The following is a 25,439-nucleotide window of genomic DNA, read 5'->3' as shown; positions in this document are numbered from 1 at the left end:
CGGATGGAACCCATCCATTGACTACTTAATGCTGCTGTGACTTCGGGGCGGAACAAAGGGCCAGAATTACTCATTAGTGCCCTTAATTGCATCAAACTGCTTTTTTCTGTATTTCATCTTCGTTTATCTACGGCAATATTCATTGTTAGCGCAATCTCGCGCCGTTTGAATAATCATAAACCGAAGTTTTTAAATATTGTTAAAAAATGTGAATATATATTTTTTGGACAAGCTATTGTCGTGTTGTATAGTCATTTGCTAGAATCGCGCGCCGCGTGCGAAGGGGGTATTTTGTGGAGTGGTCGTGATTCTATTCAATAAATAAAAACCATATAAATAGTTGCACAAAAATAAAGCAGGGCATCATAATCTCTGGGCGTTGCATTCGGGCGAGTTGACCTGACGACGTGATAAAAAATACGGAGACAACAATGAAGCCAGAACTGCTTTACCTTTGCTATGCCACGGTACTGACCGGTATTTTGTGGGTGCCCTACATTTAGTGGACTGTAACAATTGAAAACAGAGTGCCTGTCACGTGCGCGCCGACCATGGCTGTGTTGCAAATGCTCGCGATAGTCTCACTATCGCTGCGCATATTTGTTGACCTTGCCTTGCCCTGATCGCCGGGCACGCGCCATTCACTTCTGTTTCAACTGTTACAGTCCACTAGACCGCATATTGACCCGTGGGTTGTTGCCGACAGTGGGTTATGACGAGCAAACCAAGCCGCAATCCAAATGGGCGCAAAGGTTGATGAAGGCGCATGCCAATGCGGTAGAAAACCTGGTGGTGTTTGCTACGCTGATCTTCCTGGCAAATGCCATGGGCGTTTCGAATGCGGTGATTGCCACTGCAAGCATGCTGTATTTCTGGGCGCGGCTGGTGCACGCTGTCACTTACACCCTGGGCATACCCTGGATACGTACGCTGGCTTTTCTCTCAGGTTTTGCGGCGCAGGCCATGGTGGCCTTGCAGTTGTTGTCGCATTGAGGCGTGTGGTGCAGGTCAAATGGGATTTGGCCCGCACCAACGGCTATTACCCGATGTGCAGGCGCTTGGCTGCATGGGTGAAATGTAATCCATTGGCGATGGCGACGAAGTAGTGCAGATGGTGAGGTTTCATATACTCTCCTTCGTAGCCGTTGATGTGTACTGGTGCTATCTCGTTGCTACCGCTTCGGATTGGCGGGGTTGCCAACCGCCGCCTAGTGCCTTGAATGCGGCGACTGCTGCGCGGGCTGATTCTGTTTGTGCTTGCGCTTGCATATCGGTCGCACGTAGCAGGTTTTCGTCGGCTTGCAGGACTTCGATCAGGCTGACGACCCCTTTCTGGTATGCCGCAAACGAGGCACCTCTCGCCCGACTGAGCGAGCCCACACCCTGGGTGAGTATGTCAGCCTGATCCTCACGTTTGACCAGGGCTGAGAACGCGTTTTCTACATCTTCGGTTGCTCGCAGCACGGCGAGCCGATAAGCCGCCAGCGCTTCTGCTTCCTGCCCTTTGGCCAGATCAATCTGTGCGTTGATGCGGCCAAAGTCGAACAGACGCCAGCGAAGACCCAGTACACCTGCTGCCTGACTTGCGCCACTGGTGAACAGGTTGCTGCCAGACACCGATGTCGCGCTGCCTATCAATCCGCTAAACGAAAGCTTGGGATAGTACTCGGCAATCGCCATGCCGATACGGGCGTTCGATGCAGCCAGGCGGCGTTCTGCCACGATCAGATCGGGCCGGCGCCTGAGCAAATCACCTGGCGAGCCGCTAGATGCAATTTGCGGGGCGGCCGGAATAGCGCCAGTATGAGCAAGTTCCACCCGGTAAGTGCCGGGTGGTTTGCCTAGCATGACATCCAGCGCATTCATGGCCGTATCCAAGCCTGCTTCGAGGATAGGTACCGATGACCGCACTTGGGCCAGCGCACCTTCGGCCTGGCGTACTTGAAGTTCTGCCGTCAGTCCCTTGCTATATAGCAGATTGACGGTGGCGAGCAGATCTTGTTGCGTCTGTACTTGTTTGCGAGCGATGTCAAGGCGGGCTTGCAGTCCGCGGATACTAATATAGATATCGGCGGTTTGTGCTGCCACCGCCAGTTGTGTTGCCGTGGCACCCGCTTCAGAAGCCTGATATTCAGCAAGTGCAGCTTCCCGGCCACGACGCAAACCACCGAATACGTCCAGTTCCCAGCCTGCACCGAGGTCGGCCTCATAGGCGTTGCCGTGGCGATCGAAATTGGGCTTTGAATTCATGATTTGCCCTTGCGGCGTTTCAAGCGATTGGTAGGCACGTGTGCCCTGGGCACTGATATTGCCGGAAGGCAGCAGTGCGGCATTCGCGGCCCCGAGTCCTGCGCGCGCCTGGGCGACACGAGCGGACGCCTGGGCAAGATCCAGATTTTGCGCCAGCGCCAGTGTTACATAGCGGGTTAGTTGTGGATCGCCAAAGCCTTCCCACCAGGCGATGAAGTCCGCGGTGGCTTTTGCATGCCGCTGCTCAATCGCGGTCTGACCCAGGTAGCGGTCTGGCATTGAGGGGGCAGGTTGATGGTAATCCGGTCCGACAGCGCAACCCGCTGCAAGACCGGTGGCGATGAACATCAAGAGAGAGCGTTTGATTGACATGGGCATCTTCCGTGAAGTGAAAAAGGGTGAAGTTAGAACTCATTTCATAAATAGGGATGAGTGCGAGCAAGGCGATTCGGGATGCAGTGCAAGGCGTGACGCGTAGCTAAGGCTGGTGCCTTAGCAAGCGGCGCAACGTAGCAATGCGCCCGCGAAGTGTAAATGCGGCCAGCTCCCGAAGGGTTTGCCTCATAACGCGTGCTGGACTGCAAGGTGTGAACAATTCGACTCGTTGTCAATAGCACCGCTATTGACTGCCTCGTCCGCCTTGCCAGCCCACGTTATGAGGCAAACGCATCTCACCCCTATTTATGAAATGAGTTATAGTGACTATATCATGAAATGGTCACATGTTGTGCAAATCAAATTTAAGGGGTAAGCTATCAGGCATGAGCAAAACAACCACCACAACTACCACAATTACCACGCCGGCCACGCATCCGGGCACAGCCCGGGGGCCGGTCGATCATGAAGTGCGGGATCAGATCATCGTCGCGGCTACCGGGCACTTTCGCCTGTATGGATACGAAAAGACCACTGTCTCTGACCTTGCCAAGGCCATCGGTTTTTCCAAAGCCTATATATATAAGTTCTTCGAATCCAAGCAGGCCATTGGCGAACTGATTTGCGCAAATTGTCTGCGCGAGATTGAAACAGATGTCAGAACTGCCATTGACGGGGTCAAGCATCCACCAGAGAAATTCCGGCGCATGTTCAAGACTATCGTCGAGTCCAGCCTTCGCCTGTTCTTTGAAGACCGCAAGCTGTATGACATTGCGGCCTCGGCTGCTACCGAACAGTGGGAGGCAGTACGTATCTATGAGGAGCGCATCAAGGCCATGCTGCAAGACATTTTGCGGCAGGGGCGCGAGACCGAAGAGTTTGAACGCAAGACCCCGCTCGATGAGACGGCGGCAGCGATTTACCTGGTCATTCGCCCTTATCTTAATCCGCTGATCTTGCAGTACAGCCTGAATTCCACTGATGAGGCACCAGCTCAGTTGTCCAGTCTGGTGTTGCGCAGCCTTTCACCATAAACACGAAAATTTTAAGTGACTGTTGACAAAATTAGTCACTAGTCCCAAAATAGGAATCCTGTTCAGTTCTATATGGGATTCCTATGTTCCGTCGCCTCGTTTTTTCTGCTTTTATATCTGCATTGCCGTTTGCGCTGGTCGCTTGCAGTGCAAAACCGCAATCCGACCCCCGTACCGAAGCGCCGTTGGTACGTGTGGCTACCGTTCAGAGCGCGGTCGCTGCATCACGTACTTTCACGGGCACAGTGGCCGCCCGGGTACAAAGCGATCTTGGTTTCCGGGTATCTGGCAAAGTGCTGGAGCGCCTTGTGGATACTGGGCAAACTGTCAAGCGCGGGCAGGTGCTTATGCGCATCGATCCTGTTGATCTGAAGCTGGCGGCCCATGCCCAGCAAGAGACGGTGGCTGCCGCCCGGGCGCGGGCGCAGCAAACGGCGGAGGATGAAGCCCGCTACCGCGATTTGCGCGGAACCGGTGCGATATCGACATCAGCCTACGACCAGATCAAGGCTGCGGCAGATGCCGCCAAAGCCCAGCTTAACGCGACCGAAGCCCAGGCAGAAGTTGCGCGTAACGCCAGCCACTATGCAGAATTGCTGGCCGATGCGGATGGCGTCGTCATGGAAACCCTGGTTGAACCCGGCCAAGTCGTCAACGCTGGCCAGGTCGTGGTACGTGTTGCTCGTGCCGGACATCGCGAAGCCATCATCCAGTTACCGGAAACCTTGCGCCCTGCCGTCGGTTCAGTTGGCCAGGCCACGCTCTTTGGCAAAGAGGGTCTTACTGTTCCGGCCAAACTGAGGCAACTCTCGGATACGGCAGACCGGCTAACCCGCACCTTTGAAGCGCGGTATGTGCTGGATGGCGAGCTGTCCAATGCCCCATTGGGCGCTACCGTCACCATTCAGATTCCGGATGGGCTTGCCGTTGCACAGGACAGCCTACGTGTACCTATTGCTTCCCTGTTTGATGCAGGCAAGGGGCCAGGAGTCTGGGTGATCGAAGGTGAACCGGCAAAGGTTGCCTGGCGTGCGGTCAAGGTTCAGCGTCTGGATGACGATGGCGGCTATATTACCGGAGTCACCGGACAACTCAAGCAAGGTGACCGGATTGTCGCACTTGGCACGCATTTGCTGCGCGAAGGTGAGCAAGTGCGGGTGACCAGCCAGGCCGCTGCCACAACGCCGGGAGTGACGCCATGAGTGAAGGTCGTTTCAACCTGTCGGCGCTCGCCGTGCGCGAGCGATCCATCACGCTGTTCCTGATCTTCTTGATCTCGGCAGCAGGCATTCTCGCTTTCTTCAAGCTCGGGCGTGCAGAAGACCCGCCGTTCACGATCAAGCAGATGACTGTCGTCACCGCGTGGCCGGGAGCAACGGCCAGGGAGATGCAGGATCAGGTCGCTGAGCCACTTGAAAAACGCATGCAAGAATTGCGGTGGTATGACCGCACGGAAACCTATACACGTCCAGGTCTGGCGTTCACCATGGTTTCCTTGCTCGACACGACGCCGCCTTCAGAGGTTCGGGAGGAATTCTATCAGGCCCGCAAGAAGCTTGGAGACGAGGCCAAAAAGCTGCCTGCCGGCGTCATCGGACCGATAGTCAACGACGAGTATGCCGACGTCACGTTTGCACTGCTTGCCCTGAAAGCCAAGGGCGAACAGCAGCGCTTGCTGGTGCGCGATGCAGAAGCGCTGCGCCAGCAACTGCTGCACGTTGCGGGCGTGAAAAAGGTCAACATCATAGGCGAGCAACCTGAACGCATTTTCGTCTCTTTCTCCCACGACCGCCTGGCCACGCTAGGCGTCACACCGCAAGACATCTTCGCCGCGCTCAACAGCCAAAACGTATTAACCCCCGCCGGTTCCATCGAGACCAAGGGGCCACAGGTTTTCCTTCGTGTCGACGGTTCGTTCGACAACCTGGACAAGATCCGGCAGACCCCGGTTGCTGTGCAGGGGCGGACGCTGAAGTTGTCGGATGTGGCGACCGTCGAACGCGGTTATGAAGACCCGGCTACCTTCCAGGTCCGCAACAACGGCGAACCGGCATTGCTGCTGGGCGTTGTGATGCGCGACGACTGGAACGGGCTCGATCTCGGCAAGGCGCTTGAGGCGGAAATCACCAAAATCAACGGAAGCCTCCCGCTGGGAATGTCCCTGACCAAGGTGACTGATCAGTCCGTCAACATCAGCTCGGCAGTGGACGAGTTCATGATGAAGTTTTTCGTAGCCTTGCTCGTCGTGCTGGTGGTCTGCTTCATCAGCATGGGGTGGCGCGTCGGCATCGTGGTCGCAGCGGCTGTACCGCTGACCCTGGCTGCCGTGTTCGTCATCATGGCGGCCACTGGCAAGAACTTTGACCGCATCACGCTGGGTTCGCTGATTTTGGCGCTGGGCCTGCTGGTGGACGATGCCATCATCGCCATCGAAATGATGGTAGTGAAGATGGAAGAAGGGTATAGCCGCGTGGCGGCGTCTGCCTATGCCTGGAGCCACACAGCGGCCCCCATGCTGTCCGGCACGCTGGTTACCGCCATCGGTTTCATGCCCAATGGATTCGCACGTTCCACCGCGGGTGAATACACCAGCAATATGTTCTGGATCGTCGGCATCGCCCTGATCGCGTCCTGGGTGGTGGCAGTCGCATTTACACCCTATCTGGGGGTGAAGATGCTGCCAGACATCAAGAAGGTTGAAGGCGGGCACGAAGCCATCTACAACACCCGTCACTACAACCGCTTCCGGCAAGTGCTGGGGCGCGTCATCGCCCGTAAATGGCTGGTGGCCGGCGCGGTCGTCGGGACGTTTGTGCTGGCTATCGCTGGTATGGGGCTGGTCAATAAGCAATTCTTCCCGACATCTGACCGACCAGAAGTGCTGGTTGAAGTGCAGATGCCGTATGGCACTTCCATAGTGCAAACCAGTGCTGCGGCGGCAAAGGTTGAAGCCTGGCTTGCGAAGCAGAAAGAGGCCAGAATCGTGACATCCTACATCGGCCAGGGCGCTCCACGCTTCTTCCTGGCGATGGCACCTGAATTGCCTGATCCCTCGTTTGCCAAGATCGTGGTGCTCACGGGTGATGACAAAGAACGTGAAGCCCTCAAGTTCAGATTGCGCCAGGCGGCGGCTGACGGGCTGGCACCCGAGGCACGGGTACGCGTTACCCAGATTGTGTTTGGCCCCCCTTCGCCATTTCCCGTGGCCTACCGCGTCATGGGGCCGGACCCGGACAAGCTGCGCGCGATCTCCGCGCAAGTCGAGGGCATCATGCACGCAAGTCCAATGCTACGCACCGTCAACACGGATTGGGGGCCGCGTGTACCTGCCTTGCACTTCACGCTCGACCAGGACCGGCTTCAGGCTGTTGGACTGAGCTCTGGTTCAGTTGCCTTGCAGTTGCAGTTCCTGCTGAGCGGGGCACCGCTGACGGAGGTACGCGAAGATATCCGTTCAGTGCAGGTGGTTGGCCGCGCGGCTGGCAATATCCGTCTCGACCCAGCGAAGATCGCAGGCTTTACGCTGGTCGGTTCGGCAGGGCAGCGTATCCCCCTGTCTCAGGTAGGTGCCGTCAATGTCCGCATGGAAGATCCCATTCTGCGCCGTCGTGACCGTACACCGACCATCACGGTCCGCGGCGACATCGCCGAAGGGCTGCAACCGCCGGACGTTTCCAGCGCCATCATGAAGCAGTTACAGCCCGTCATTAGCCAGCTTCCTTCGGGTTACCGGATTGAACAGGCAGGCTCGATAGAAGAAGCCGGTAAGGCTTCTACGGCGATGCTACCGCTGTTCCCTATCATGATTGCGCTCACGCTGCTCATCATCATCTTGCAGGTCCGCTCAATCTCGGGAATGGTCATGGTGTTCCTGACCAGTCCATTGGGGCTGATCGGTGTGGTGCCGACGCTGCTTTTGTTCCAGCAACCATTCGGTATCAATGCGCTGGTTGGCCTGATTGCGCTGTCAGGCATCCTCATGCGCAACACGCTGATATTGATCGGGCAGATTCGTGAAAATGAAGAGGCCGGGCTGGAACCTTTCCGCGCCGTTGTCGAAGCCACCGTGCAGCGTGCCCGGCCTGTGGTCCTGACGGCATTGGCAGCGGTACTGGCCTTCATTCCGCTGACCCATTCCGTGTTCTGGGGGACGCTTGCCTACACGCTGATTGGCGGTACATTGGCGGGAACAATTCTGACCCTGGTGTTCTTGCCAGCGATGTATTCCATCTGGTTCAAGATCAGGCCAAGCCCATCGCAAAGCTGATGTACTGCCCGTCCTCATTCACTTAGACAAAAGGAACTACCATGTCGAATTCTAAAGTTGTCGTTGTTACCGGCGTGTCATCAGGCATTGGGCGCGCCACTGCGGAGAAATTTACCAAGCTTGGTTGCCGGGTATTTGGTACCGTGCGCAACCCGGCAAAAGCGCAGGCAATACCAGGCGTTGCACTTATTGAGATGGATATCCGTGACGAAGCGTCGATTGAGCGCGGTATCCAGACCATCATCGATCAGGCCAAACGCATCGATGTGCTGGTCAACAGTGCAGGTGTGACTTTGCTCGGCGCGACGGAAGAAACCTCGATTGCTGAAGCGCAGACCTTGTTTGACACCAACCTCTTCGGCCTCTTGCGCACGATCAAGGCAGTGCTGCCGCACATGCGCGAGCAGCGTTCTGGCCGCATCGTCAACGTCAGCTCTGTTCTGGGTTTTTTGCCTGCTCCATACATGGCACTTTATTCGGCCTCCAAGCATGCCGTTGAAGGACTGTCCGAGACCCTGGATCACGAGGTACGTCAATTTGGCATCCGCGTGGCGCTTGTTGAACCATCCTTTACAAAAACCAACCTGGATCTCAACGCACCCCAGACCATCTCCAGAATTCCTGACTACAGCAAAGAACTTGGCATCGTTTCCCAGGCTATCCAAAACAACGTCCAAAAAGCACCTGCGCCCGATGGCGTTGCCATCACGATTGTCAACGCCGCGCTCGGTGCATGGAAGATGCGTCATACCCCCAAAGGTGAGGCATCTCTTCTTGCCAGGTTGCGCCGCTTCATGCCTGCTGGCCCCGTTGAAAAAGGTCTGCGGAAGAGCTTCGGACTCACCGGGAAATCTTGCTGAGAAACTGCGTTACCTGAATTACCTAAACTATTAACCAGGACTTACGCAAAATTGTTCCAGCAAGGCTATCGCCTTAGGAAACCTCTCTTGCAAGAGAGGTTCGTTTCGTTGGCAGACAACGTGTTGTCTGAAACCCCAGCTACACCGTAGCGACGAAGACAGTACGAACAGTACGCGGCTCCTAGGAGAGGAGCTGCAACGCAGCTGGGGCGGTTTTGCGTAAGTCCTATTAACAATAACTGAGACCATATCTTGAACCCAAAAATCCTCACCCTGACCATTGCTGCCGCCTTGGGCGCTGTATCCCTGTCCTCCCATGCGTCTGGCTACCGCTTCGGCTCTCAAAGTGTGTCGGCCCAAAGTACTGCTGAAGCCAACGGTGCCGAAGCGGCTGACGCCTCCACCATCTTCACCAATCCGGCTGGCCTGACCTACCTGGATGGCACCCAGATCGTCGTGGGCGTGACCGCCGTCATACCGCATTCGACTTTCTCAGATACCGGCTCCAGGCGCTTCACCGGCACCAGTTCTGGTGGGCTGACTACCCAGGATAGTTACACGCCGGGCATGGTGGCGGCACCATCCCTGTATGTCAGCAAAAAAATCAACGACCAGTGGGCTGCTGGCTTTGGCCTGTTCGTGCCTTACGGTACCAAGCTGGATTACGACAACAACTGGTCTGGCCGTTACGCACTGACCAATGTGAAGCTGGAATCGGTCAACCTCAATCCGTCTGTCGGCTTCAAGCTGAATGAACAGCATTCCTTCGGCTTCGGGCTTAACGCCCAGTTCATGAAGGCCAATCTGGGGCAGGGGGTGGATGTGCCAGGTTCAATCGCCGCCCTGACTGGCACACCAGCAGCAACGGCACTGCTACGTGGCATTGTTGCATCTGGCGGCAACCCGGCAGTCCTCGCAAGCGTCAAGGATGGTCATGGTTCCATGGATGGCGATGACTGGGGTTATGGCTGGAATCTGGGCTATCTGTTCCAGTTGGACCAGAACACGCGCCTGGGCCTGTCCTACCGTTCTTCAATCTCACACAAGCTGAAGGGCAGTGCGGTGTGGGACTTTAACGTCACCACTGATCCGGTAGTCAATAAGATCATTGCCGCCAATTCGGCCAAAAATAACTCCGCTGTGCTGCTGAATATCCACACGCCCGAGACTTTCTCCATCAGCGGTTTCCGGCAGATCGATCCGAAGTGGGCCGTGATGGGTGATGCCACCTGGACACGCACCTCGCGTTTGACGAACCTGAACATCCAGTTTCCCGGAACCGTGCAGGGCGACGAGGTGATCTTGCAGAACTGGAAGAATACCTGGCGCTTCTCGGCGGGAGCGAGCTACAAGCTCGATGAAAAGTTCACCCTGCGTGGCGGTTTGGCGTACGACCAGTCACCAGTTGCGGGCACCACCCTGCGCCACCCGGCCCTGCCTGATGCGGACCGTGTGCAACTGTCGTTTGGTACGAACTGGAAGCTGAACAACAACTCGTCCGTCGATTTGGCGTATTCCTATCTGCACTTTCAGGATGCGGACGGCAGCTACAAGAATTCTTGCTCGCCTTTGATCAGTGGATGCACCGGCAATGGGGAATTCACCAAGGGGACCTGGCAAACCCGCCTGCATATGATCAGCGTCGCTTACAACTACAAGTTCTGAGCCAGGCGGTGAATGGTGTACCGAAGGGGCAGGGAGATGGAATTGCCGATGGGCAAAGAAACTCTTGCTGGATTGATACGATGCCGAACTTGATATACCCCTGGTCCGAAAGGGATTTGCCAGCGATGAACTAATAGATTTACACAAAACCGCCCCAGCTGAAACGCAGCTGGGGCGGTTTTGCGTCAGTCCTGCCTATTTGAAGGTTTTGGCGAAATGCTGTTGCAGCTATTTGCTGAAATTGTGGTGTACTCTTTCCGGCAATGACGCCTGGCCAGCTTAATTTTGCAACAGTTCCTAATTGATGAGGGAATGGAATACACGTTTTTTGACAAATGTGCAAAAATACTTCCTGTACTATTGTTCTGCAGAAAGGCCGTTGACAGGAGCACAGCAGTATTCGTCGGAGTTGCAGGTATGCCCTCTTTAAGAACAAGAGTCAGAAGCAAGCTCGATCTGGTGTTAGGCACCGGAAAGGCGATGCGCATCCGTACCAGCCAGTTTTTGTTGGCTGCCTTGCTGATGCTGGCCAGCATGGGTGTGCTGTTTTTCATGAAGTCGATGGGCATCGCCGGCGTTGGCAATGTCAAGATCTGGGCCGCTTGTTGCACTACTGGCCTGATGATTGTGTATGGTCTGATACGCAGTGGGTATTCGCTGCGCTGGGCTGATCCGTCCATGGCCTTTGTGCAAATGCTGAGCGCCATCGCCTGCAACGCCGCTGCCTTTGCATTGGCCGGCGATGGCCGTGGCGCAACCTTGCCGCTGCTGGCGGTGATACTGATGTTTGGGATGTTTGGCTTGTCGATACGCCAGGTGGTCACGGTTGCGGTATATGGCCTGTTATTGTTTGCGGCTGCCATTTTGTATTCGCTGGAGCATGAATCTGGCAGCAAGGCGATTTTTTTGTATGGCGCTTATTTTTTCATGGTGGTAATTGTGCTTGCCAGCTCCACCTTCCTGACCTGGCGCCTGCGAGAAATGCGCGAGCACATGCGTCGTCAAAAGCATCAATTGACACAGGCGCTGGAAAAAATCCAGCTCACCGCCAATCATGATGACCTGACCGGCACGGCCAATCGCCGCTATATGCTGGAACTGATACAACGTGAAACCCAGCGCTCTAACCGGGCTTCTAACCCCTTGTTGATTGCCATGCTGGATATTGATTATTTCAAGCGCGTCAATGACGCCTATGGTCATCAGGCGGGTGACCTGGCCCTGCAAAAATTTACCAAGACCGTGCAGGCCAATATCCGCACCACCGATACCCTGGCCCGCTGGGGCGGCGAAGAATTTCTTGTCCTGCTGACCGAAACTGAACTGGATGTCGGTTTGATCTGTCTGGAAAGGGTACGTGATGCCGTGGCTGCCGATGTGACCGTGTTTGCGGGCGCGCACATCAACTTTACGGTATCGATAGGCGTGGCACAGTACAAGCTGGGTGAGCCCTTTGAAAAAACCATCACACGCGCTGATGAGGCACTGTATGCCGCCAAGGCACAGGGGCGCAATCAGGTTTGTGTTTCGCCTACTCCGTACTGATTCACTACCGGTTGGCTAGCTTAAACTGCGTCTCAAAATTGCTCATGTCCTTGAACAGCGTAAATTCCGGGCTACCCAATTCGATGACGGGCAGGGTTTTTTTCAACTGGCTCAACATTGCATCAAAATTCTTTTGGTATGCGCTGGCTTCACAGTCACCGAACTGTTTCACATAATAACCACCCGTGCTATGAAACCCATAGTTGTCGTGATTGCCTTGCCGTATACCGGTGGCGAGGGAAAGGCGGTTGCGCAAATCACTCAGTTTTTTGGCTTCTGCATCGTCTATGCATTTGAGCGGGATGGAGGTCCTGATTTTTTGTTTAGGCGTGTCGTCGATGACAAAACGTAGCGGCAACGTAAGACCAAGATCAAACTGGCGCAGGCGGTCAGCCAGGTAGCGATGACATTGCTCCAGCGGTGCATCCAGCGGCAGCCCATGTGGCCAATAGCCGGGCTGCCTGATGGCATCGACCACGCCTTCAAAAATGGTGACGTGGTAGGAACCGGGCGGCAGCCAGGTGATATTGGCATCACCCGTCATGTCTTGCAACTGCTGCCAGGCAGCACTGACTTCTTTGAGTGTCGTGCTGGAAGGGGGCAGATGGCAAATGATGGTATTGCCGGGAAAGGGCAGTACTTCGCCGGATGTGCTGAATTTTTTGCCGGGGCCGGTATCTGCTGGTTTGCCGAAAATCAAGGCAGATGCGGTTACGTCATCCTTGCAGGTTTGCCCAGCCATGGCAGGCCGCAGCAAGCTGGCGCTGGCCAGGCTGCTGAGCCCAAGAGTTAATAATTGTCTTCTGCTGATATGCATGCTTGTTTTCCCACTTATTTCTTTATTTTATTTCTCTGGTTTATTTCAGCATACGCCCGTGGCAACTGCATAGTTGTCACGGGTTTTGCCCTGGACTTATACCGATTTGTCGAAGGTGGTATTACATCGCAAATGTCAGACCCAAAAAGATGGCGCGGCCATTGTCAAATTCCTGCTGCAATAATTGTTGTTGCAAACCGGTGGATCTGCCTGGGCGGGCATTCAAGAGATTTTTGGCCTGCATCACAACCGCCAGTCGCTTGGAAAAGGTGTACCGGATCTGGCTGTCAAAGGTACCAAAGGCTTTGTAGTACACATCTTGCGCGGCATTGGTAGTGGACAAGGTGATCAGGGTAGGGCCGGTCCAGTTATAGCTCAGTTGTGCACTCAGCGGGCCATTGCCCCATAACAGTGATGCATTGGCCGTCGATTTGGCCGATTCCAGCAGGGCCGGCATTTGCCTTTGCGTCTTGTTTTGCATGGTGACATAAGAGGGATTCATGTCCATGATCGTATAGTTGACACTGGCACCAAACTGGTTGAACGGGGCGGGCAGACTGCTGAACCTGGTGTTCACCAATTGCAGTTCCAGCCCGGATACGCTGGCGCTGCCTACATTTTGTGCCTGCGTGATATTGCTTTGGTAAATGGTACTGCCTATCGTCACGTTTTCAGTACGGGTGAGCTTGGCAATTTCATTGTCTATGTCTTTGCGAAATACACCTGCCGACATCATGCTGGTGTTGGATGGATACCATTCCAGCGAAGCATTGAAGTTGTTGGCAGAACGTGCCACCAGGTTGGGGTTAGCCTGGGTGATGGTGATGGTGGTACCGCTGACGCTATTGGAATTTTGTGCCAGGTCAGCATAGGTAGGGCGGCCCAGTGATTTATTGTAGGCCGTTCTTAATTTAAGACTGTCGCTGAAATCATAGATCAGGTTCACAGAGGGCAGGGCCTTGGCGTAAGAAGAATGCAAAGAGCTTGGTGCAAAGACCGCAGTCTGGTTCAGTGGTGTTGGTACATAGGTGTCAATATCCAGTTTGGTTTCTTCATAGCGCAGGCCTGCTGTGGCCGACCAGTTTTTGGCACGATACGCTGCCATGGCATAAGCCGCATTCACATCTTCTTTGATGTTGAAGTCTTTTTGCGTGCTGTTGGTGATCATGGTGGCGCTGGACAAAATGTATTTGCCCGGGTTAGCGATCTGGTAAGCCTGGGCATTCGCAGGGTCAGGCAAGAGCAAGGTCTGGCCATTGCTGCTGTATGGCGTTATCGCCACAGTGCTGGCACCCACCGCAGACAGAGGGATGCTGACGCCAGTTGCCGGGATGTATTTGGCCACTTCGTCAAAGTTATAGTTTTGCGTCAGCTTACGGGATTGCAGCCCGGTTTTGTAGCCCCAGCCTGTCGAACCTTCATCCAGGTTTTTTGCAAAACTGATTTTGGCGACGACCGACCGGTTTTTACTTATTTCATCATTCCGGGTGTTTTCAGTCTGCGTGTAATTTTTGGCGTCTTGCATATAGGCCCGGTTGACAGGTGTCAGCACCGGCATCTGGCCAGGCTGAAAACTGTAGTTATATGCCAGGTTGGCAGAATTGGCACTGACGAAGGTATATAACTGTGATTCTTGCCGGTAGCTGCCCAGTGCACTGTTGAGGGTGCCTTCAATCACGCTGTCTTTAGCGGGCATGTAGGAGAAACCGCCTTCCACATAACTGATGCGCCGGGTTTGCGTAAAGGCAGAATAATCAGTTTGTGATTGCCCCACACCGACTGAACCCTCGGTGGCGGAAATGATATTGACGGGCGAAGTCGCTGTCGTCGCATTTTGCAGCCATTGTGATCGACGGTCTTCGGTGTTCACATGTTCAAACGCGCCTGCGGTCAAGTGGGCGTTGAGGTTGTCGCGGTTATCAAAATCAAAGCGGGCGAACAGGCTTTTTCGTTCACGGTTATTGTCATAGGTCAGCCATCTTTCTCGGTCAGGAAAAGCGATGCTGCCATCCACGCTGCTGGTGGCCTGGTTGATCTTGGCAGCATTGGTCTGGTTGCCTATGGTGGGGAAATAACTATAGCTATCCAGCGAAGTCAGCAGGGACGAAGATTGGCGTTTGTAATAGCCGGTCGATACCAGTACTCCAAACTGGTTATTCTCGCCAAAGGTATTGCTGATGGTGATTTCAGCTTGCCCCGATGGTTTGGAATCGCTCTTTTCCAGCCCGCGCCATTGCGACAGATCGGCCCGGCCAGATACATGAAAGCCCTGTTTATCCAGGCCGCTGCGGGTCACCAGGTTTGTGGTGCCGCCGATGGCATTGCCATCCATATCCGCATTCAGGCTCTTATAGATATTTACCTGCTTTGAAAATGAAGACGGCAGCACGTCCAGCGATACCGTTCTTCTGGTGGTTTCTGTACCAGGAAAGGTGATGCCGTCTATGGTCAGTGAATTGTAATCAGGGTTCAGACCACGCAGGGTCATAAACTGTGCTTCGCCACGGCCATTATTCAAAATCATCGACACCCCGGCTACACGCTGTACCGCTTCACCCAGACCAAAGTCAGGGATGGAGCCGATTTCATCCGAAGAAATACCGTCGGCAATGGTGTTGCCGTCACGCTTGAGGGAAATAGCCTTGTTCAGCGCCAGTGCCTTGCCAGTGACAGTAATGGTGCTGACGTTATCGTCTTCGGTTTTTTTGCTGGTATCTGCCGCTGGTGCCGTTTGTGCATAAGCACTGCTGACGGCCAGGGCAATCAGGCTAAGACCACATACTTGTGGCAGCAGGCCGGGTTGACGCCGGGTGTTGGTTGTCGATTTCATTTGTCATCCTCTTGGTTAGTTTGTCTGCTCCTGGAAATGGAGCAGCTCATCCTTTTTTATTTTATTCACTTCCTGTGACTTAAATATTACACGAAAAGGCTTTGACAGTAAAATTTGTATTTTTTAAGTGAATTATTGTTTTAAACTTAATTAAATAAGGAAAAAATTGGCAAAATGAACAAAATTTATGGACACTGATACAAGATTCATACTTACCAGACGTCCTGTTATGTTATTTACTCAACGTAAGTGATTTAATTTTTATATAATTAACACGATTCACCCTGACATGAAAATTGTATTCCGCTTGACTATGCCTCCTCCAAATAATCATCCCCATGCCAACCTGCGGTTTCACAGCAAATTTTCGCGTGAAGTCAGAGAACCCGTGACCGTGACCGCCAATGAACGGCAGCTACTCGACCTGGTACGTCGCAAAGTGGCGCTGACCCGGGCTGACCTGGCCAGGGTCACTGGCCTGGCGGCACAATCTGTCATGCGGTTGGTGGATGATCTGGTTGCACGCGGCTTGCTGGTGTTTACCGATGCCTTGCCCAGCAAAGCCAGGGGTAAACCCAGCCCGCAACTGGCCCTGGTGGCCGACTTTGCGTTTTGCATAGGTGCTTCTATCGCTACCGATGAAATCAATCTGGTGCTGATCGATTTTGCGGGCAACCTGATAGGGCAATCTTCCAAGAGAATGGCCCCGGTGACCCGGCTGGATTTGTGCACCTACCTGCGCGTCGCCATTGATCAATTACTGGATTTGCATTCCCTGGCACGCAATCGTCTGTTTGGTGTCGGTGTGGGCATGACAGGTTTTTTTGTCGGACAGGGTGCCAGGCTGAATCCGCCTGAACCCCTGGATGACCTGGCCCTAATTGATCTTGACCTGTTACTGGAAAAAGAAATCGGTTACCCCGTCTGGCTGGACAATGACGGCAACGCCGCCGCCATAGGCGAGAGCTTGCTGGGCGTAGGCATGCATTGCCAAAACTTTGCCTACCTGTATTTTAGCCATGGCTTTGGTGGCGGTATCGTGTATCAGGGCCAGTGCATGCGCGGTGCCCACGGCAATGCCGGTGAATTTGCCGGTTTCTTGCCAGGGCAGGGGCTGGAAAGGCCAACGCTGGAAATGCTGCGTCTGATGTGCAATGAAGACGGCCAGTCTTTTGCCACCATCCACGACATGCTGGAACAACTTGACCCAACCTGGCCCTGTGTCGATCGCTGGATAGAACGCTGCCTGCCAGCGCTGACGCTGGTGGTGTCGGCCATCGTCGGCATACTCGATACCGAACGCATCGTGTTGGGCGGACGCTTGCCAAAAGCATTGGCAGAACGCCTGATCGCCAGACTGGTCATCGACAATCTTCCCCGCCGAGGTGTGCCACGTCCGCAAGCTTTGATCGTCGCTTCAGAAATCAGTGGCGATGCGACAGCGATAGGTGCGGCATCGCTGCCCTTGAAACAGCATTTTTTCTTTTGACAGCTTGGGGCAACACATCGTCGTGACCACAGTCACGAAACTGCCATGGTCATTTTATTGCTGGCTGCTACCGTGAGAGCTGACTTTATCCTCAGATAAAGACAAAGCGCTGATGCCTACAAATAAAATCAAACGGATGAGTCAGGGCGCTTTGCTATTTGCACTCGTGCGGTTGCCTGGCCTGCATTCGGTAGCTTGCTATCTGTACAGGCAGATACGTGAATGGGTGATGGTTGTGATGCACAAAATGAGGACTTATACCGCATTAATATTTTTGTTGATGCGCCTTCACATATTTCATTTCATTGATAAAGGTATCGACCCAATATATGCCTTTGTTTTCTGCGAGGTACTTTAGCAATTCTTCATGCGCTTCCGCAGTCACGCTTGAATAGTCTCCACCAACACCGTGGAAGGTGAAATTGACCATGGTGCCTTTGGCGCCTGCTTCCTTAACAATATCAATGAGCTGCTGTCCGCTTACGCCGGATGGAAAATAGACGCCGACGGCATAGGGATCGAGTTGATTCATATCAGACGTGATCCTGTTGCTTTCCAGCTTGATGGCTACAAACTTTGATTTGATCGCGTCAATATAATTTTTGCCGCCGGCATATTTGTCAATGCAAGGGGCGGTAAAAGTACGTTCGCGTTTTCCATCAATGGCATACAACATGGTATTCGCCAAATCGATTTGATCGCTCATTTGTTCGACGGATACTTTATCAAGGTCATTATTGACATTGACCCATTCACGTCCGGCAGGCGAACGTGCACATTGGTGAAACAAGGTATGGTTTGCCAATTCATGTCCGGCTAGTGCAGCAGCACGCCACTCCGGCAAACGTCGGTCAATCGTTTGGCTTGAGAGCGTCAGGTAAAAGCTGCCTTTCAGTCCGTATTTATTGAGCGCGGGAATGGCAATATCCAGTTGCGAGTCCAGGGCATCGTCATAGGCGAGATTGACAGCCGCCTTTTTCCCGTCAGGCCACTTAAACGCCCGTGATGATTCATCTGCCTCACTGCGGGCTGCAAGTAGCAAGCCACCCAGAATCAGGCCAATAAGTAGCCGTTTTTTTGAAATTTTGGTCTGATTCATCATGGCCATAAAAACGTTTGTTATGAAGGGAAATTCAGTTGTTGGGGGGGGGCGACACAGATGTGTCACCACTCACGCATTGTCGCCAGATTTTAAAATGAACATCACTGCCGCATCAATTTACGCAATTCTGGTTCCATTGCCTTGGCCCAGATATCGTAGCCTTTTGCATTGGGGTGCAACAAATCTGGCATGATGTCTTTTGACAGGGTGCCGTCATCCGTCAAAAAGGCTTTATTGATATTCAAGAAGAATATTTTCTTGTTATCTGCGATGCCAGAGATCATCGCATTGATATGCTCGTTGATTTGGCGCAGCTGGCTATCCGGCTTTTCATCGCGGGGAAAGATTGCCAGCAACAGGATTTTGGTGTGGGGCAAGCGCTGCTGCAGTTCTTCGATATTGCGTTTGATTCCTGCTGCAGTGGTCATCGGATTTTCTTTGCGAGCGCCGGTATTGTTGGTGCCAAACATCAATACCGCAACCTTGGGGGCAATGCCATCCACTTCGCCATGCTGCAATCGCCACAATACATTTTCTGTACGATCGCCGCCAAAGCCCAGGTCCAGCGCATGGTATTGCTTGTAATGGTGGTTCCATACGTCGATACCATCTTTTTCCCAGTTATGGGTAATCGAGTCGCCTATGAATACCAGCTCACTGTTTTCATGTTGCGCCTCCAGGGTGTTGATTTCTTCCAGTTTTTGTTGGTGCCGCGCCATCCACCAGTCGATGGACCAGGATTCGTTCAGCATATCTGGCGTGACCGACTCGGTCTTGTAATCGGGGCAGGCCGTATTGGGTACGCCCGATTTTTGAAATTTGACATTGGCAACGGCCACGTCGCCGGTGCCGCTGGCATCCAGCGCAAAGGCTTGCGTCACGGCGCTGAAATCGTCACCCTCGCGCACAAAGCAATTCATGGAAAAAACCAGGTGCTGCCAGCCTTTGCCTGCCAGTGCGCGTGCCTGTATCAAATAAGGGATCTTGCGTTCACAATTTTTTCCGCAGCCTATCTTGAAGGCCAGGCCGCCTTGCGCCATATTTTCCACGTTAATATCGAATGCCAAAACGCCCTGGAGAAGGTAGGGGCGCAAATCAAGCGGTGTTCCGCCTTCAATGCGCAAGTTGGCATACCACGCATCTTTCCAATGCAGCGCAAGTGCATCGGCAGACGAATCTTTGCCGGATACATTCACGCTGACCATGCTGCCCGGTACCTTGGGGTTGTCAGGTTTCGGAACCGTTGCGGAAGTGCCGGTCAATTTTGCCTGTGATTCAAAATCAGCGACGGTGACATGCCACGATTCCAATGGGTGCGTTGAATACACGACGGTTTCATTGAGGTTATCAGCTTGCGTTGGCAATGTTGAGGTCGCCGCCAGACCTGGCACAGCGCACAGAGAGAAGGCGGAGCACATCAACAATGTGACCGAAAATGTGACGATGGAAGATGTTGACGGATACTTTGTTTTCATTGATTTGTTTTCCAAATTACTCAAACGCGAACATAGTTGTACTGCAATGACTTCATGTCACTTTTGTTTCCATCATAAACGCTGGAAGCGAGAGTTTACTGCTCCCGCTTCCAGAATTGTCAACGTTTAGTTTGGCGAAGTGCCGTAGATAATACCCCGACCACTATTTGGCGCTACATAGACAGTACCAAAGGTTTTTGGGTCGCCAATCACGATGCTGTAGCCGCCCCACTGATGCTGGCTGTCATTGATTTGCACCCAGGTGTTGCCTGTGTCAGTCGAACGGAACAGGCCAGTCACAGCATTGACCGTCCCCGCCATATAGATGGTCGGGTAAGTCGAGCCGCTTGCCGCCTTGCCAAAGCCTACCGAGATGGCCGAAGTCACCGAGGATATCTTGGCCCAGCTTGAACCGGAACTGGTGCTGCGATACAGACCGGACGAAGAGGCCAGCCAGACATCCCCCTGGTTGCCGGTGACCGCCGTCGCCTTGCCACCCGTTGCCTGGGTAGAAGCCGTGTACCAGCTCACACCCTTATTGGCGCTGGCATAGAAAGTACCAGTCGACGAATTATAGGCATAGAACAGGTTAGCGTTGGCACCGTCAGACAGCATTTGCCAGGATTGGCTTATGGGCAGCCCTGTCGAAGTCCAACTGGTGCCATTGTTGACGGAATACGCCGGTGCCACATCTTTCGGTCCCCAGACGATGGTATTGCCGTCGGCTGAGATGGCGACCGTGCCATCGCCCGCAGCAGAGCCTGCCTGGTTGGCGAATGGAGTCCACGTGCTGCCGCCGTTCGTGGAAACAGCACCGTATACCGACGACCCGGTACCGACACGCACGATCTTGCTTGGAACGGACTTGGCGTAATCGAGACCGGTGCCATTCCAGCAGATCGGGTTGGACATCATGCCTGCAGCCGGGGAAGCAGTCAGGCTGGTGTGGACGAAGCCGCAGATGTCACCCACACCGCTGATCAACGGTGCGCCTGAGGTCGGCGAGATCATGGCCAGCGTTGCCGTTTCTTCGATACCGTTGGCACCGATGGTCCAGCTGGTTGCTGCACCGCTGTCTGCTGCGGTCAGGTTGCTGGTACTCCACACGGTTGCGCCGGTGCCGTAAAAGGCATGTGCCGAGTTGAATGGATCAATCGCTACCTGACCCCAGTTACCGAAACTGGCCGTCGCGCTGCCAAAATTCACCCACGGTGACAGGCTGGAATTGCGGGTCGATGCGGCACCCACATCCACCCAGCTGGAACCGCCGTTGGTACTGCGGAACATGGTGTCGCCCGGATACCAGCGATCCATCGTCATGACAACCAGCGCCCCTGATTTTTGCGGGTCAATTGCCAGGCCACCATAGCCAAACTGGTAGCTGTTGGGGTTAGGTGGCGTGATGTCCGCCCAACTGCCTAGTCCGATGCTGTACTTCCATACCTGGCCTGCCGTCATCCCGTTGGGGCCAATGGCATTGGCAAAGGTAATATACAAATTGCCGTCTGGCCCGATTTGGCCGTGCGTTGGAAACAGACCGGTCGGCCCACCTGTCACTGCTGTCCAGGTGCTGCCGTTGTCTACACTTTTATACAGTGTCGTTCCCGCCGAGGCCGCACCCGAAGTGGAGACGCCAGCAAAGATGGTCTTGGTCGCGCTGCCCTTGATGCTGGATGCCTTGTAGGGCGCGACAAAAGCCACACCCGCACCTGTGCCATCGCTGGAGAGTGCAGGGAAGCCGCTTACTTTTGTCCAGGCCTTGCCGCTGTTGGTGCTTTTCCACAGTCCGTTGGTGGCACCCTGCGCCGAATCGTTGAAGGTGCCGTAGAACAGGGTAGAGCCGAGGTTAGGGTCAACCTGGAGTTTTTCGCCAGCGTTGCGGCCATCGTCATTGCCGCCTGTGCGGAAGCTCAAGGGATACGAGGTAAAGCTGGCACCCTGATTCGACGACACCAGCACTACGGCGTTGGCATCCCAGTTTTGAGTGTACATGCCAGCAACCATGTACAGCATGTTTGTATTGTTGGGATCGACGGCGATGGATTCGATACCCATCTCATGCCAATTGGAAGGACTTGTCCAGTCATTCAGCGGAATCCAGGTACTGGTCGCTGAATTGTAGCGATAGGCACCACCGATGTCGGTGCGGGCATAAAACAGCCCCTGTTGCGCAGGATGAGCGACGATGCCGTCAACGAAGCCGCCAGCGATGATTTTAACGTTGTTCCATGCATAGGTCGGTGCGGCCTGCGCTGGAAGTGTGGCTGCCCCAATGGTTGCAAACAAGGGTGTGGCCAGCAAAACGTGGGCAAGGATGCGGCGACCATTACTGCCTTTGGCGGCACTTGCCAAAGGTGGCAATACCTGTCCAGAACAAGCCATGGTCAAATTTTTTTTAACTACTTTGGGAGGAAGCAAAGAAAAAAAGCGTTTTATCATATTTGTCTCTCACTGAATGACGGGAGGTCACTTGTCGATGTTGCAGGCGACAAACTGCCTCCCTGTTTTGTTGGGACAGCATTGAACAGACTTCGTAGCCGCTGGTAATCACATGCCAGTGGCTGCTAATCCACCGGAAGCCAGCTTATTGTGTGTCGCGCGGGACGAATGGATGCGGAAATGCGTCCACATTTGATTTTCATTACAGCGTCTCCTTAGTCTTTTTATATAGCTACGGCTGCTTGTAACGCCGTGCTACAGGTGCACTCTAGGCGCGATGCCGAGGCGTCACAATTACGAAAATGATTAATCAGGGTAATAAAATTACGCAGTCGGTATGGGGTTGAAACCGGGATTTGAGAAGGGGTGGTGATTACGCGTATCCCTCATTTTCATAGATGGTAATGGGGCATCGGGGAGGGGGCGCAGTTTGCCAGGCACAATGAGTGACGTAAATTTGTAGTAATACTTCTGTGTTGGGGGATGGTGCACTACTTTGCCTGACTGAAGAAATATCAGGGCATGTGGAAGAACTGCAACAACTTCAACTGCTACTCAATACCGCTCTGCATTTCATTCCTGATACTTCTCAAATATCCTTTTCAAGCCGCCATTGTTTTCCAGCGATACCAGGGCAGTGCCGATTTTCTTGATTTGGTCAGCGGGCAGGGTTTTGGACAGACCCATGTAGAATTTTTCTGACAATTGCGGTTTGGTCAGCAGGCGGATTTTCTTTTCCAGCCCGGCCTGTTGTATTGACAGTTTGATGCCGGGGGAACGGTGGCAATAAAAACGCCCGCGTCCGGCCATGAGCTTGTTCAAGTTGGACAGGGATGAGGTGGCGCCGGCATCGACTTTCAATCCACCGATTTTTTCCAGAATGTCGACAATGCCAAAGCCATGCAGCGCCAGAATGACGCCCTTGTCGCCCAGCTTGCGTATGTCGTCCCAGGTCTGGACATCAATGTCATCATCGGCGCGTACGGCCAGCAGGTAGCTGACGGTAAACAGCACGGTATCGAGGAACTGATATTGCGTGGTATTGCGTTCTATCCGTTGTACGCCGCAGATGGCGTCGATGGTGCCGGCTCGCAAGCCGGCGTCAATGCGGGCGCGTGGTGCCCAGGTCTGGTCACCGACAAATTTCAGGTCAGGGTCCGTTTTTTCCAGCGCCCGCATGATGTCAACGCACATGCCACCGATGACAGTCTTGCCCTGCTGATTGATGTTGATGAACTTGGGTTCAGACGCCTCTTGCGCGACCGTACGTATGATGGTGTTGGCTGCACTGACAGGCTGGCAGATCAGCAATTGCAGCAACAGCGGCAACAGCAGGGCAGACAGGAAACGAAAGAGCTTCATGACATGCCAGCACTCTGCGCATGCAACTGAGTATGCAACTGCGGTTCATCAATCTGCCTGTTCATGGTTTGCTGGACATCCATCATCTGGCCATGGTTAATGCTGATAAGTCACCCTGTTGCCTGATACTGCACCAGTTTTGATTGGTCGCGATGCTGTCGGCGCTGCATAAGAAGCCAGCCGGTTGACTTTGAAAATGCTGACTACATTGGACAAGTTGGCGGCCTGGTCTTGCAGGCTTTGCGCTGCTGCCGCCGCTTCTTCTACCAGCGCTGCATTTTGCTGTGTCACATTGTCCATCTGGATAACGGCCTGGTTGATCTGGTGGATACCGGCAGACTGTTCATTGCTGGCATTGTTGATCTCACTCATGATGTTGGTGACATGTTCGACCCGTTGCACAATTTCTGTCATGGTGGCACCGGCCTGGTCCACCAGGCGTGCGCCTTCACCGACTTTTTCTACCGAGTCGGCAATCAGTTCCTTGATTTCCTTGGCGGCACTGGCCGAACGCTGTGCCAGGTTGCGTACTTCTGATGCCACTACGGCAAAGCCGCGCCCCTGTTCACCGGCACGGGCAGCTTCGACGGCGGCATTCAGGGCAAGGATATTGGTCTGGAAGGCAATGCCGTCAATCACGGCAATGATGTCTACAATCTTTTTGGATGAAGCGCTGATAGAACCCATGGTGTCCACCACTTGTGACACCACCGAACCACCTTTGATCGCCGCGTCGGAAGCGGCGTGGGCAAGGCGGTTGGCTTCTTTGGCGTTTTGCGAATTCTGTTGCATGGTGCTGGTCAGTTCTTCCATGGAAGAGGCTGTCTCTTCCAGTGCACCAGCCTGGCTTTCTGTGCGTGACGACAGATCCATATTGCCGGAGGCAATTTCCGTAGATGCTGTGACGATGGTATTGGTACTGTCGCGTACTTCACTGACGATTTTTTGCAGGCCATCATTCATGTCTTTTAAAGCCTGCATGAGCTGACCGGTTTCATCGGTGGAATTGACTTCGATGTTGCTGGTCAGGTCACCATCGGCTACATTGCGTGCCAGCGTGACAGCATGGTTCATGGGGCCGGTGATGCCATGGGTCAGGTACCAGGCACACAAACTACCAAACAGGATGAAGGTTGCGATTAATGTGCTGATCAATATGCGGCTGCTGGTGGCAATGGCATCGACATCCTTGCTCAGGTTATCGACTTGCTGCACCTGGAATTCCAGAAAATCGAGTTCGCTTTTCTGGTAAGCATCAGAAAAAGGCATGAATTTTTCAAACAGCTTGGCAACTTCATCTGCCTGGCCGTCTTTTTTTGCCTTGATGATCAGGTCACGTGTGGCGATATATTGCTTGCGCACGACAATGATATTGTCCAGCAGTTTTTTTTCGTCAGGTGACCCAATGTGCTCTTCCATGTATTTCTGGATTTCACTATTGCGGGTGGTGGATGCCTTGACATCACTGGCAAAGAAATCACCCAGCGATTCATCGCTGCTTTTGACAACCGCCAGCGTACGTTTGAGTCCCGCGAAGGTGATGCGATACCATTCTTCCGTCATGCGTTCTTTTTTAAGCGGTTCCTGCATCATGGCGCGGGTATTGCTGGCGACTTCATTCAAGCGCCACAACCCAATACCGGATGAGAGGGTGGCCAGCAACAACACCAGGCCGAAACCGAAACCAAGCCTGGTACCGATAGGCAGATTTTTAATTTTCATAATGACCTCATTGAATCCAGCAATTGGAAAGGCATAGCAAAATCAAATACGTGCCGCTTCGGGTGAAGCAGTGTCCCGCATACCTGTCTTGCCCGTTTGTTTTGCTTGGCTTATGGGGTGACAGTATGGGAAAGGCAATTGGTCTCTTGATACTTACTATCGGCCAATCCTTGTCAATTTGCAAGTAAAGGATTGCAAATTGAATGC

16 protein-coding genes are annotated in these 25,439 nt (G+C 53.7%); 8 read left to right on the top strand and 8 right to left on the bottom strand.

The genetic code is table 11. The annotated features are described in order from the left end of the window. Positions 1 to 681 precede the first annotated feature (681 nt). Positions 682 to 993 carry an MAPEG family protein gene (locus AC1RVX_RS08960; RefSeq protein WP_493216221.1) on the top strand — a complete coding sequence of 104 codons (312 nt, stop codon included), beginning with the start codon at positions 682 to 684 and terminating at the stop codon, positions 991 to 993. Between the two features lie 168 nt (positions 994 to 1,161). Here AC1RVX_RS08960 and AC1RVX_RS08955 read toward each other — a convergent pair whose 3' ends face one another. Continuing rightward, on the bottom strand, positions 1,162 to 2,622 hold the full coding sequence (locus tag AC1RVX_RS08955) for an efflux transporter outer membrane subunit (protein ID WP_493216220.1): 1,461 nt from the start codon (positions 2,620 to 2,622) through the stop codon (positions 1,162 to 1,164). A gap of 389 nt (positions 2,623 to 3,011) precedes the next feature. On the opposite strand from AC1RVX_RS08955, the gene AC1RVX_RS08950 reads away from it, so the two are divergent. The 6 genes from AC1RVX_RS08950 to AC1RVX_RS08925 all read left to right on the top strand — a co-directional run bounded on the left by AC1RVX_RS08950 (position 3,012) and on the right by AC1RVX_RS08925 (position 11,996). Then, complete coding sequence (locus AC1RVX_RS08950; RefSeq protein WP_493216219.1) at positions 3,012 to 3,659, top strand: TetR/AcrR family transcriptional regulator; 648 nt, start codon at positions 3,012 to 3,014, stop codon at positions 3,657 to 3,659. 83 nt (positions 3,660 to 3,742) lie between these two features. Further along, complete coding sequence (locus tag AC1RVX_RS08945) at positions 3,743 to 4,861, top strand: efflux RND transporter periplasmic adaptor subunit (RefSeq protein ID WP_493216218.1); 1,119 nt, start codon at positions 3,743 to 3,745, stop codon at positions 4,859 to 4,861. After that, complete coding sequence (locus tag AC1RVX_RS08940; protein WP_493216217.1) at positions 4,858 to 7,926, top strand: efflux RND transporter permease subunit; 3,069 nt, start codon at positions 4,858 to 4,860, stop codon at positions 7,924 to 7,926. The genes AC1RVX_RS08945 and AC1RVX_RS08940 overlap by 4 nt, the downstream gene beginning before the upstream one ends. 41 nt (positions 7,927 to 7,967) lie before the next feature. Further along, on the top strand, positions 7,968 to 8,786 hold the full coding sequence (locus tag AC1RVX_RS08935; protein WP_493216216.1) for an oxidoreductase: 819 nt from the start codon (positions 7,968 to 7,970) through the stop codon (positions 8,784 to 8,786). 252 nt (positions 8,787 to 9,038) lie between these two features. Next, complete coding sequence (locus AC1RVX_RS08930; RefSeq protein WP_493216215.1) at positions 9,039 to 10,451, top strand: OmpP1/FadL family transporter; 1,413 nt, start codon at positions 9,039 to 9,041, stop codon at positions 10,449 to 10,451. Positions 10,452 to 10,868: 417 nt separating this feature from the next. Next, complete coding sequence (locus AC1RVX_RS08925) at positions 10,869 to 11,996, top strand: GGDEF domain-containing protein (RefSeq protein ID WP_493216214.1); 1,128 nt, start codon at positions 10,869 to 10,871, stop codon at positions 11,994 to 11,996. Positions 11,997 to 12,000: 4 nt separating this feature from the next. Here the strand turns inward: AC1RVX_RS08925 and AC1RVX_RS08920 are convergent, their stop codons facing one another. Together AC1RVX_RS08920 and AC1RVX_RS08915 are read right to left on the bottom strand one after the other, a co-directional pair. After that, positions 12,001 to 12,813: a DUF1868 domain-containing protein gene (locus AC1RVX_RS08920; RefSeq protein WP_493216213.1), complete on the bottom strand. Its 813-nt coding sequence runs from the start codon at positions 12,811 to 12,813 to the stop codon at positions 12,001 to 12,003. A 121-nt stretch (positions 12,814 to 12,934) separates the two neighbouring features. Next, a complete protein-coding gene (locus tag AC1RVX_RS08915) occupies positions 12,935 to 15,643 on the bottom strand; it encodes a TonB-dependent receptor (protein WP_493216212.1) in 2,709 nt (902 codons plus the stop codon). 313 nt (positions 15,644 to 15,956) lie between these two features. Here AC1RVX_RS08915 and AC1RVX_RS08910 point away from each other — a divergent pair, with 313 nt between their 5' ends. Continuing rightward, positions 15,957 to 17,132: an ROK family transcriptional regulator gene (locus AC1RVX_RS08910; protein ID WP_493216240.1), complete on the top strand. Its 1,176-nt coding sequence runs from the start codon at positions 15,957 to 15,959 to the stop codon at positions 17,130 to 17,132. Positions 17,133 to 17,397: 265 nt separating this feature from the next. Here the strand turns inward: AC1RVX_RS08910 and AC1RVX_RS08905 are convergent, their stop codons facing one another. The 5 genes from AC1RVX_RS08905 to AC1RVX_RS08885 form a co-directional block, all read right to left on the bottom strand. Further along, positions 17,398 to 18,240, bottom strand: coding sequence for a polysaccharide deacetylase family protein (locus AC1RVX_RS08905; RefSeq protein WP_493216211.1), 843 nt, complete (start codon positions 18,238 to 18,240; stop codon positions 17,398 to 17,400). A 95-nt stretch (positions 18,241 to 18,335) separates the two neighbouring features. Further along, positions 18,336 to 19,709, bottom strand: a complete 1,374-nt coding sequence (locus AC1RVX_RS08900; protein ID WP_493216210.1) for a GDSL-type esterase/lipase family protein — start codon at positions 19,707 to 19,709, stop codon at positions 18,336 to 18,338. A 126-nt stretch (positions 19,710 to 19,835) separates the two neighbouring features. Next, positions 19,836 to 22,148 (bottom strand): sialidase family protein, encoded by a 2,313-nt coding sequence (locus AC1RVX_RS08895; RefSeq protein WP_493216209.1) that lies wholly within the window; start codon positions 22,146 to 22,148, stop codon positions 19,836 to 19,838. A gap of 573 nt (positions 22,149 to 22,721) precedes the next feature. Further along, positions 22,722 to 23,510 (bottom strand): substrate-binding periplasmic protein, encoded by a 789-nt coding sequence (locus tag AC1RVX_RS08890; protein WP_493216208.1) that lies wholly within the window; start codon positions 23,508 to 23,510, stop codon positions 22,722 to 22,724. 96 nt (positions 23,511 to 23,606) lie between these two features. Then, entirely contained in the window at positions 23,607 to 25,232 is a 1,626-nt protein-coding gene (locus tag AC1RVX_RS08885; protein WP_493216207.1) for a methyl-accepting chemotaxis protein, read from the bottom strand. Positions 25,233 to 25,439: the final 207 nt, after the last annotated feature.

This window comes from Undibacterium sp. GW821-FHT11B02, assembly GCF_058808955.1.
Note: the sequence above shows the minus strand (reverse complement) of the source record. Positions and strands in the feature narration are given on the sequence as shown.

Coding starts and splice junctions, on each gene's coding strand:
- AC1RVX_RS08955 (WP_493216220.1), bottom strand. CDS start 2,622: ATGTCAATCAAACGCTCTCTCTTGATGTTCATCGCCACCGGTCTTGCA.
- AC1RVX_RS08950 (WP_493216219.1), top strand. CDS start 3,012: ATGAGCAAAACAACCACCACAACTACCACAATTACCACGCCGGCCACG.
- AC1RVX_RS08945 (WP_493216218.1), top strand. CDS start 3,743: ATGTTCCGTCGCCTCGTTTTTTCTGCTTTTATATCTGCATTGCCGTTT.
- AC1RVX_RS08940 (WP_493216217.1), top strand. CDS start 4,858: ATGAGTGAAGGTCGTTTCAACCTGTCGGCGCTCGCCGTGCGCGAGCGA.
- AC1RVX_RS08935 (WP_493216216.1), top strand. CDS start 7,968: ATGTCGAATTCTAAAGTTGTCGTTGTTACCGGCGTGTCATCAGGCATT.
- AC1RVX_RS08925 (WP_493216214.1), top strand. CDS start 10,869: ATGCCCTCTTTAAGAACAAGAGTCAGAAGCAAGCTCGATCTGGTGTTA.
- AC1RVX_RS08920 (WP_493216213.1), bottom strand. CDS start 12,813: ATGCATATCAGCAGAAGACAATTATTAACTCTTGGGCTCAGCAGCCTG.
- AC1RVX_RS08915 (WP_493216212.1), bottom strand. CDS start 15,643: ATGAAATCGACAACCAACACCCGGCGTCAACCCGGCCTGCTGCCACAA.
- AC1RVX_RS08910 (WP_493216240.1), top strand. CDS start 15,957: ATGCCTCCTCCAAATAATCATCCCCATGCCAACCTGCGGTTTCACAGC.
- AC1RVX_RS08905 (WP_493216211.1), bottom strand. CDS start 18,240: ATGGCCATGATGAATCAGACCAAAATTTCAAAAAAACGGCTACTTATT.
- AC1RVX_RS08900 (WP_493216210.1), bottom strand. CDS start 19,709: ATGAAAACAAAGTATCCGTCAACATCTTCCATCGTCACATTTTCGGTC.
- AC1RVX_RS08895 (WP_493216209.1), bottom strand. CDS start 22,148: ATGATAAAACGCTTTTTTTCTTTGCTTCCTCCCAAAGTAGTTAAAAAA.
- AC1RVX_RS08890 (WP_493216208.1), bottom strand. CDS start 23,510: ATGAAGCTCTTTCGTTTCCTGTCTGCCCTGCTGTTGCCGCTGTTGCTG.
- AC1RVX_RS08885 (WP_493216207.1), bottom strand. CDS start 25,232: ATGAAAATTAAAAATCTGCCTATCGGTACCAGGCTTGGTTTCGGTTTC.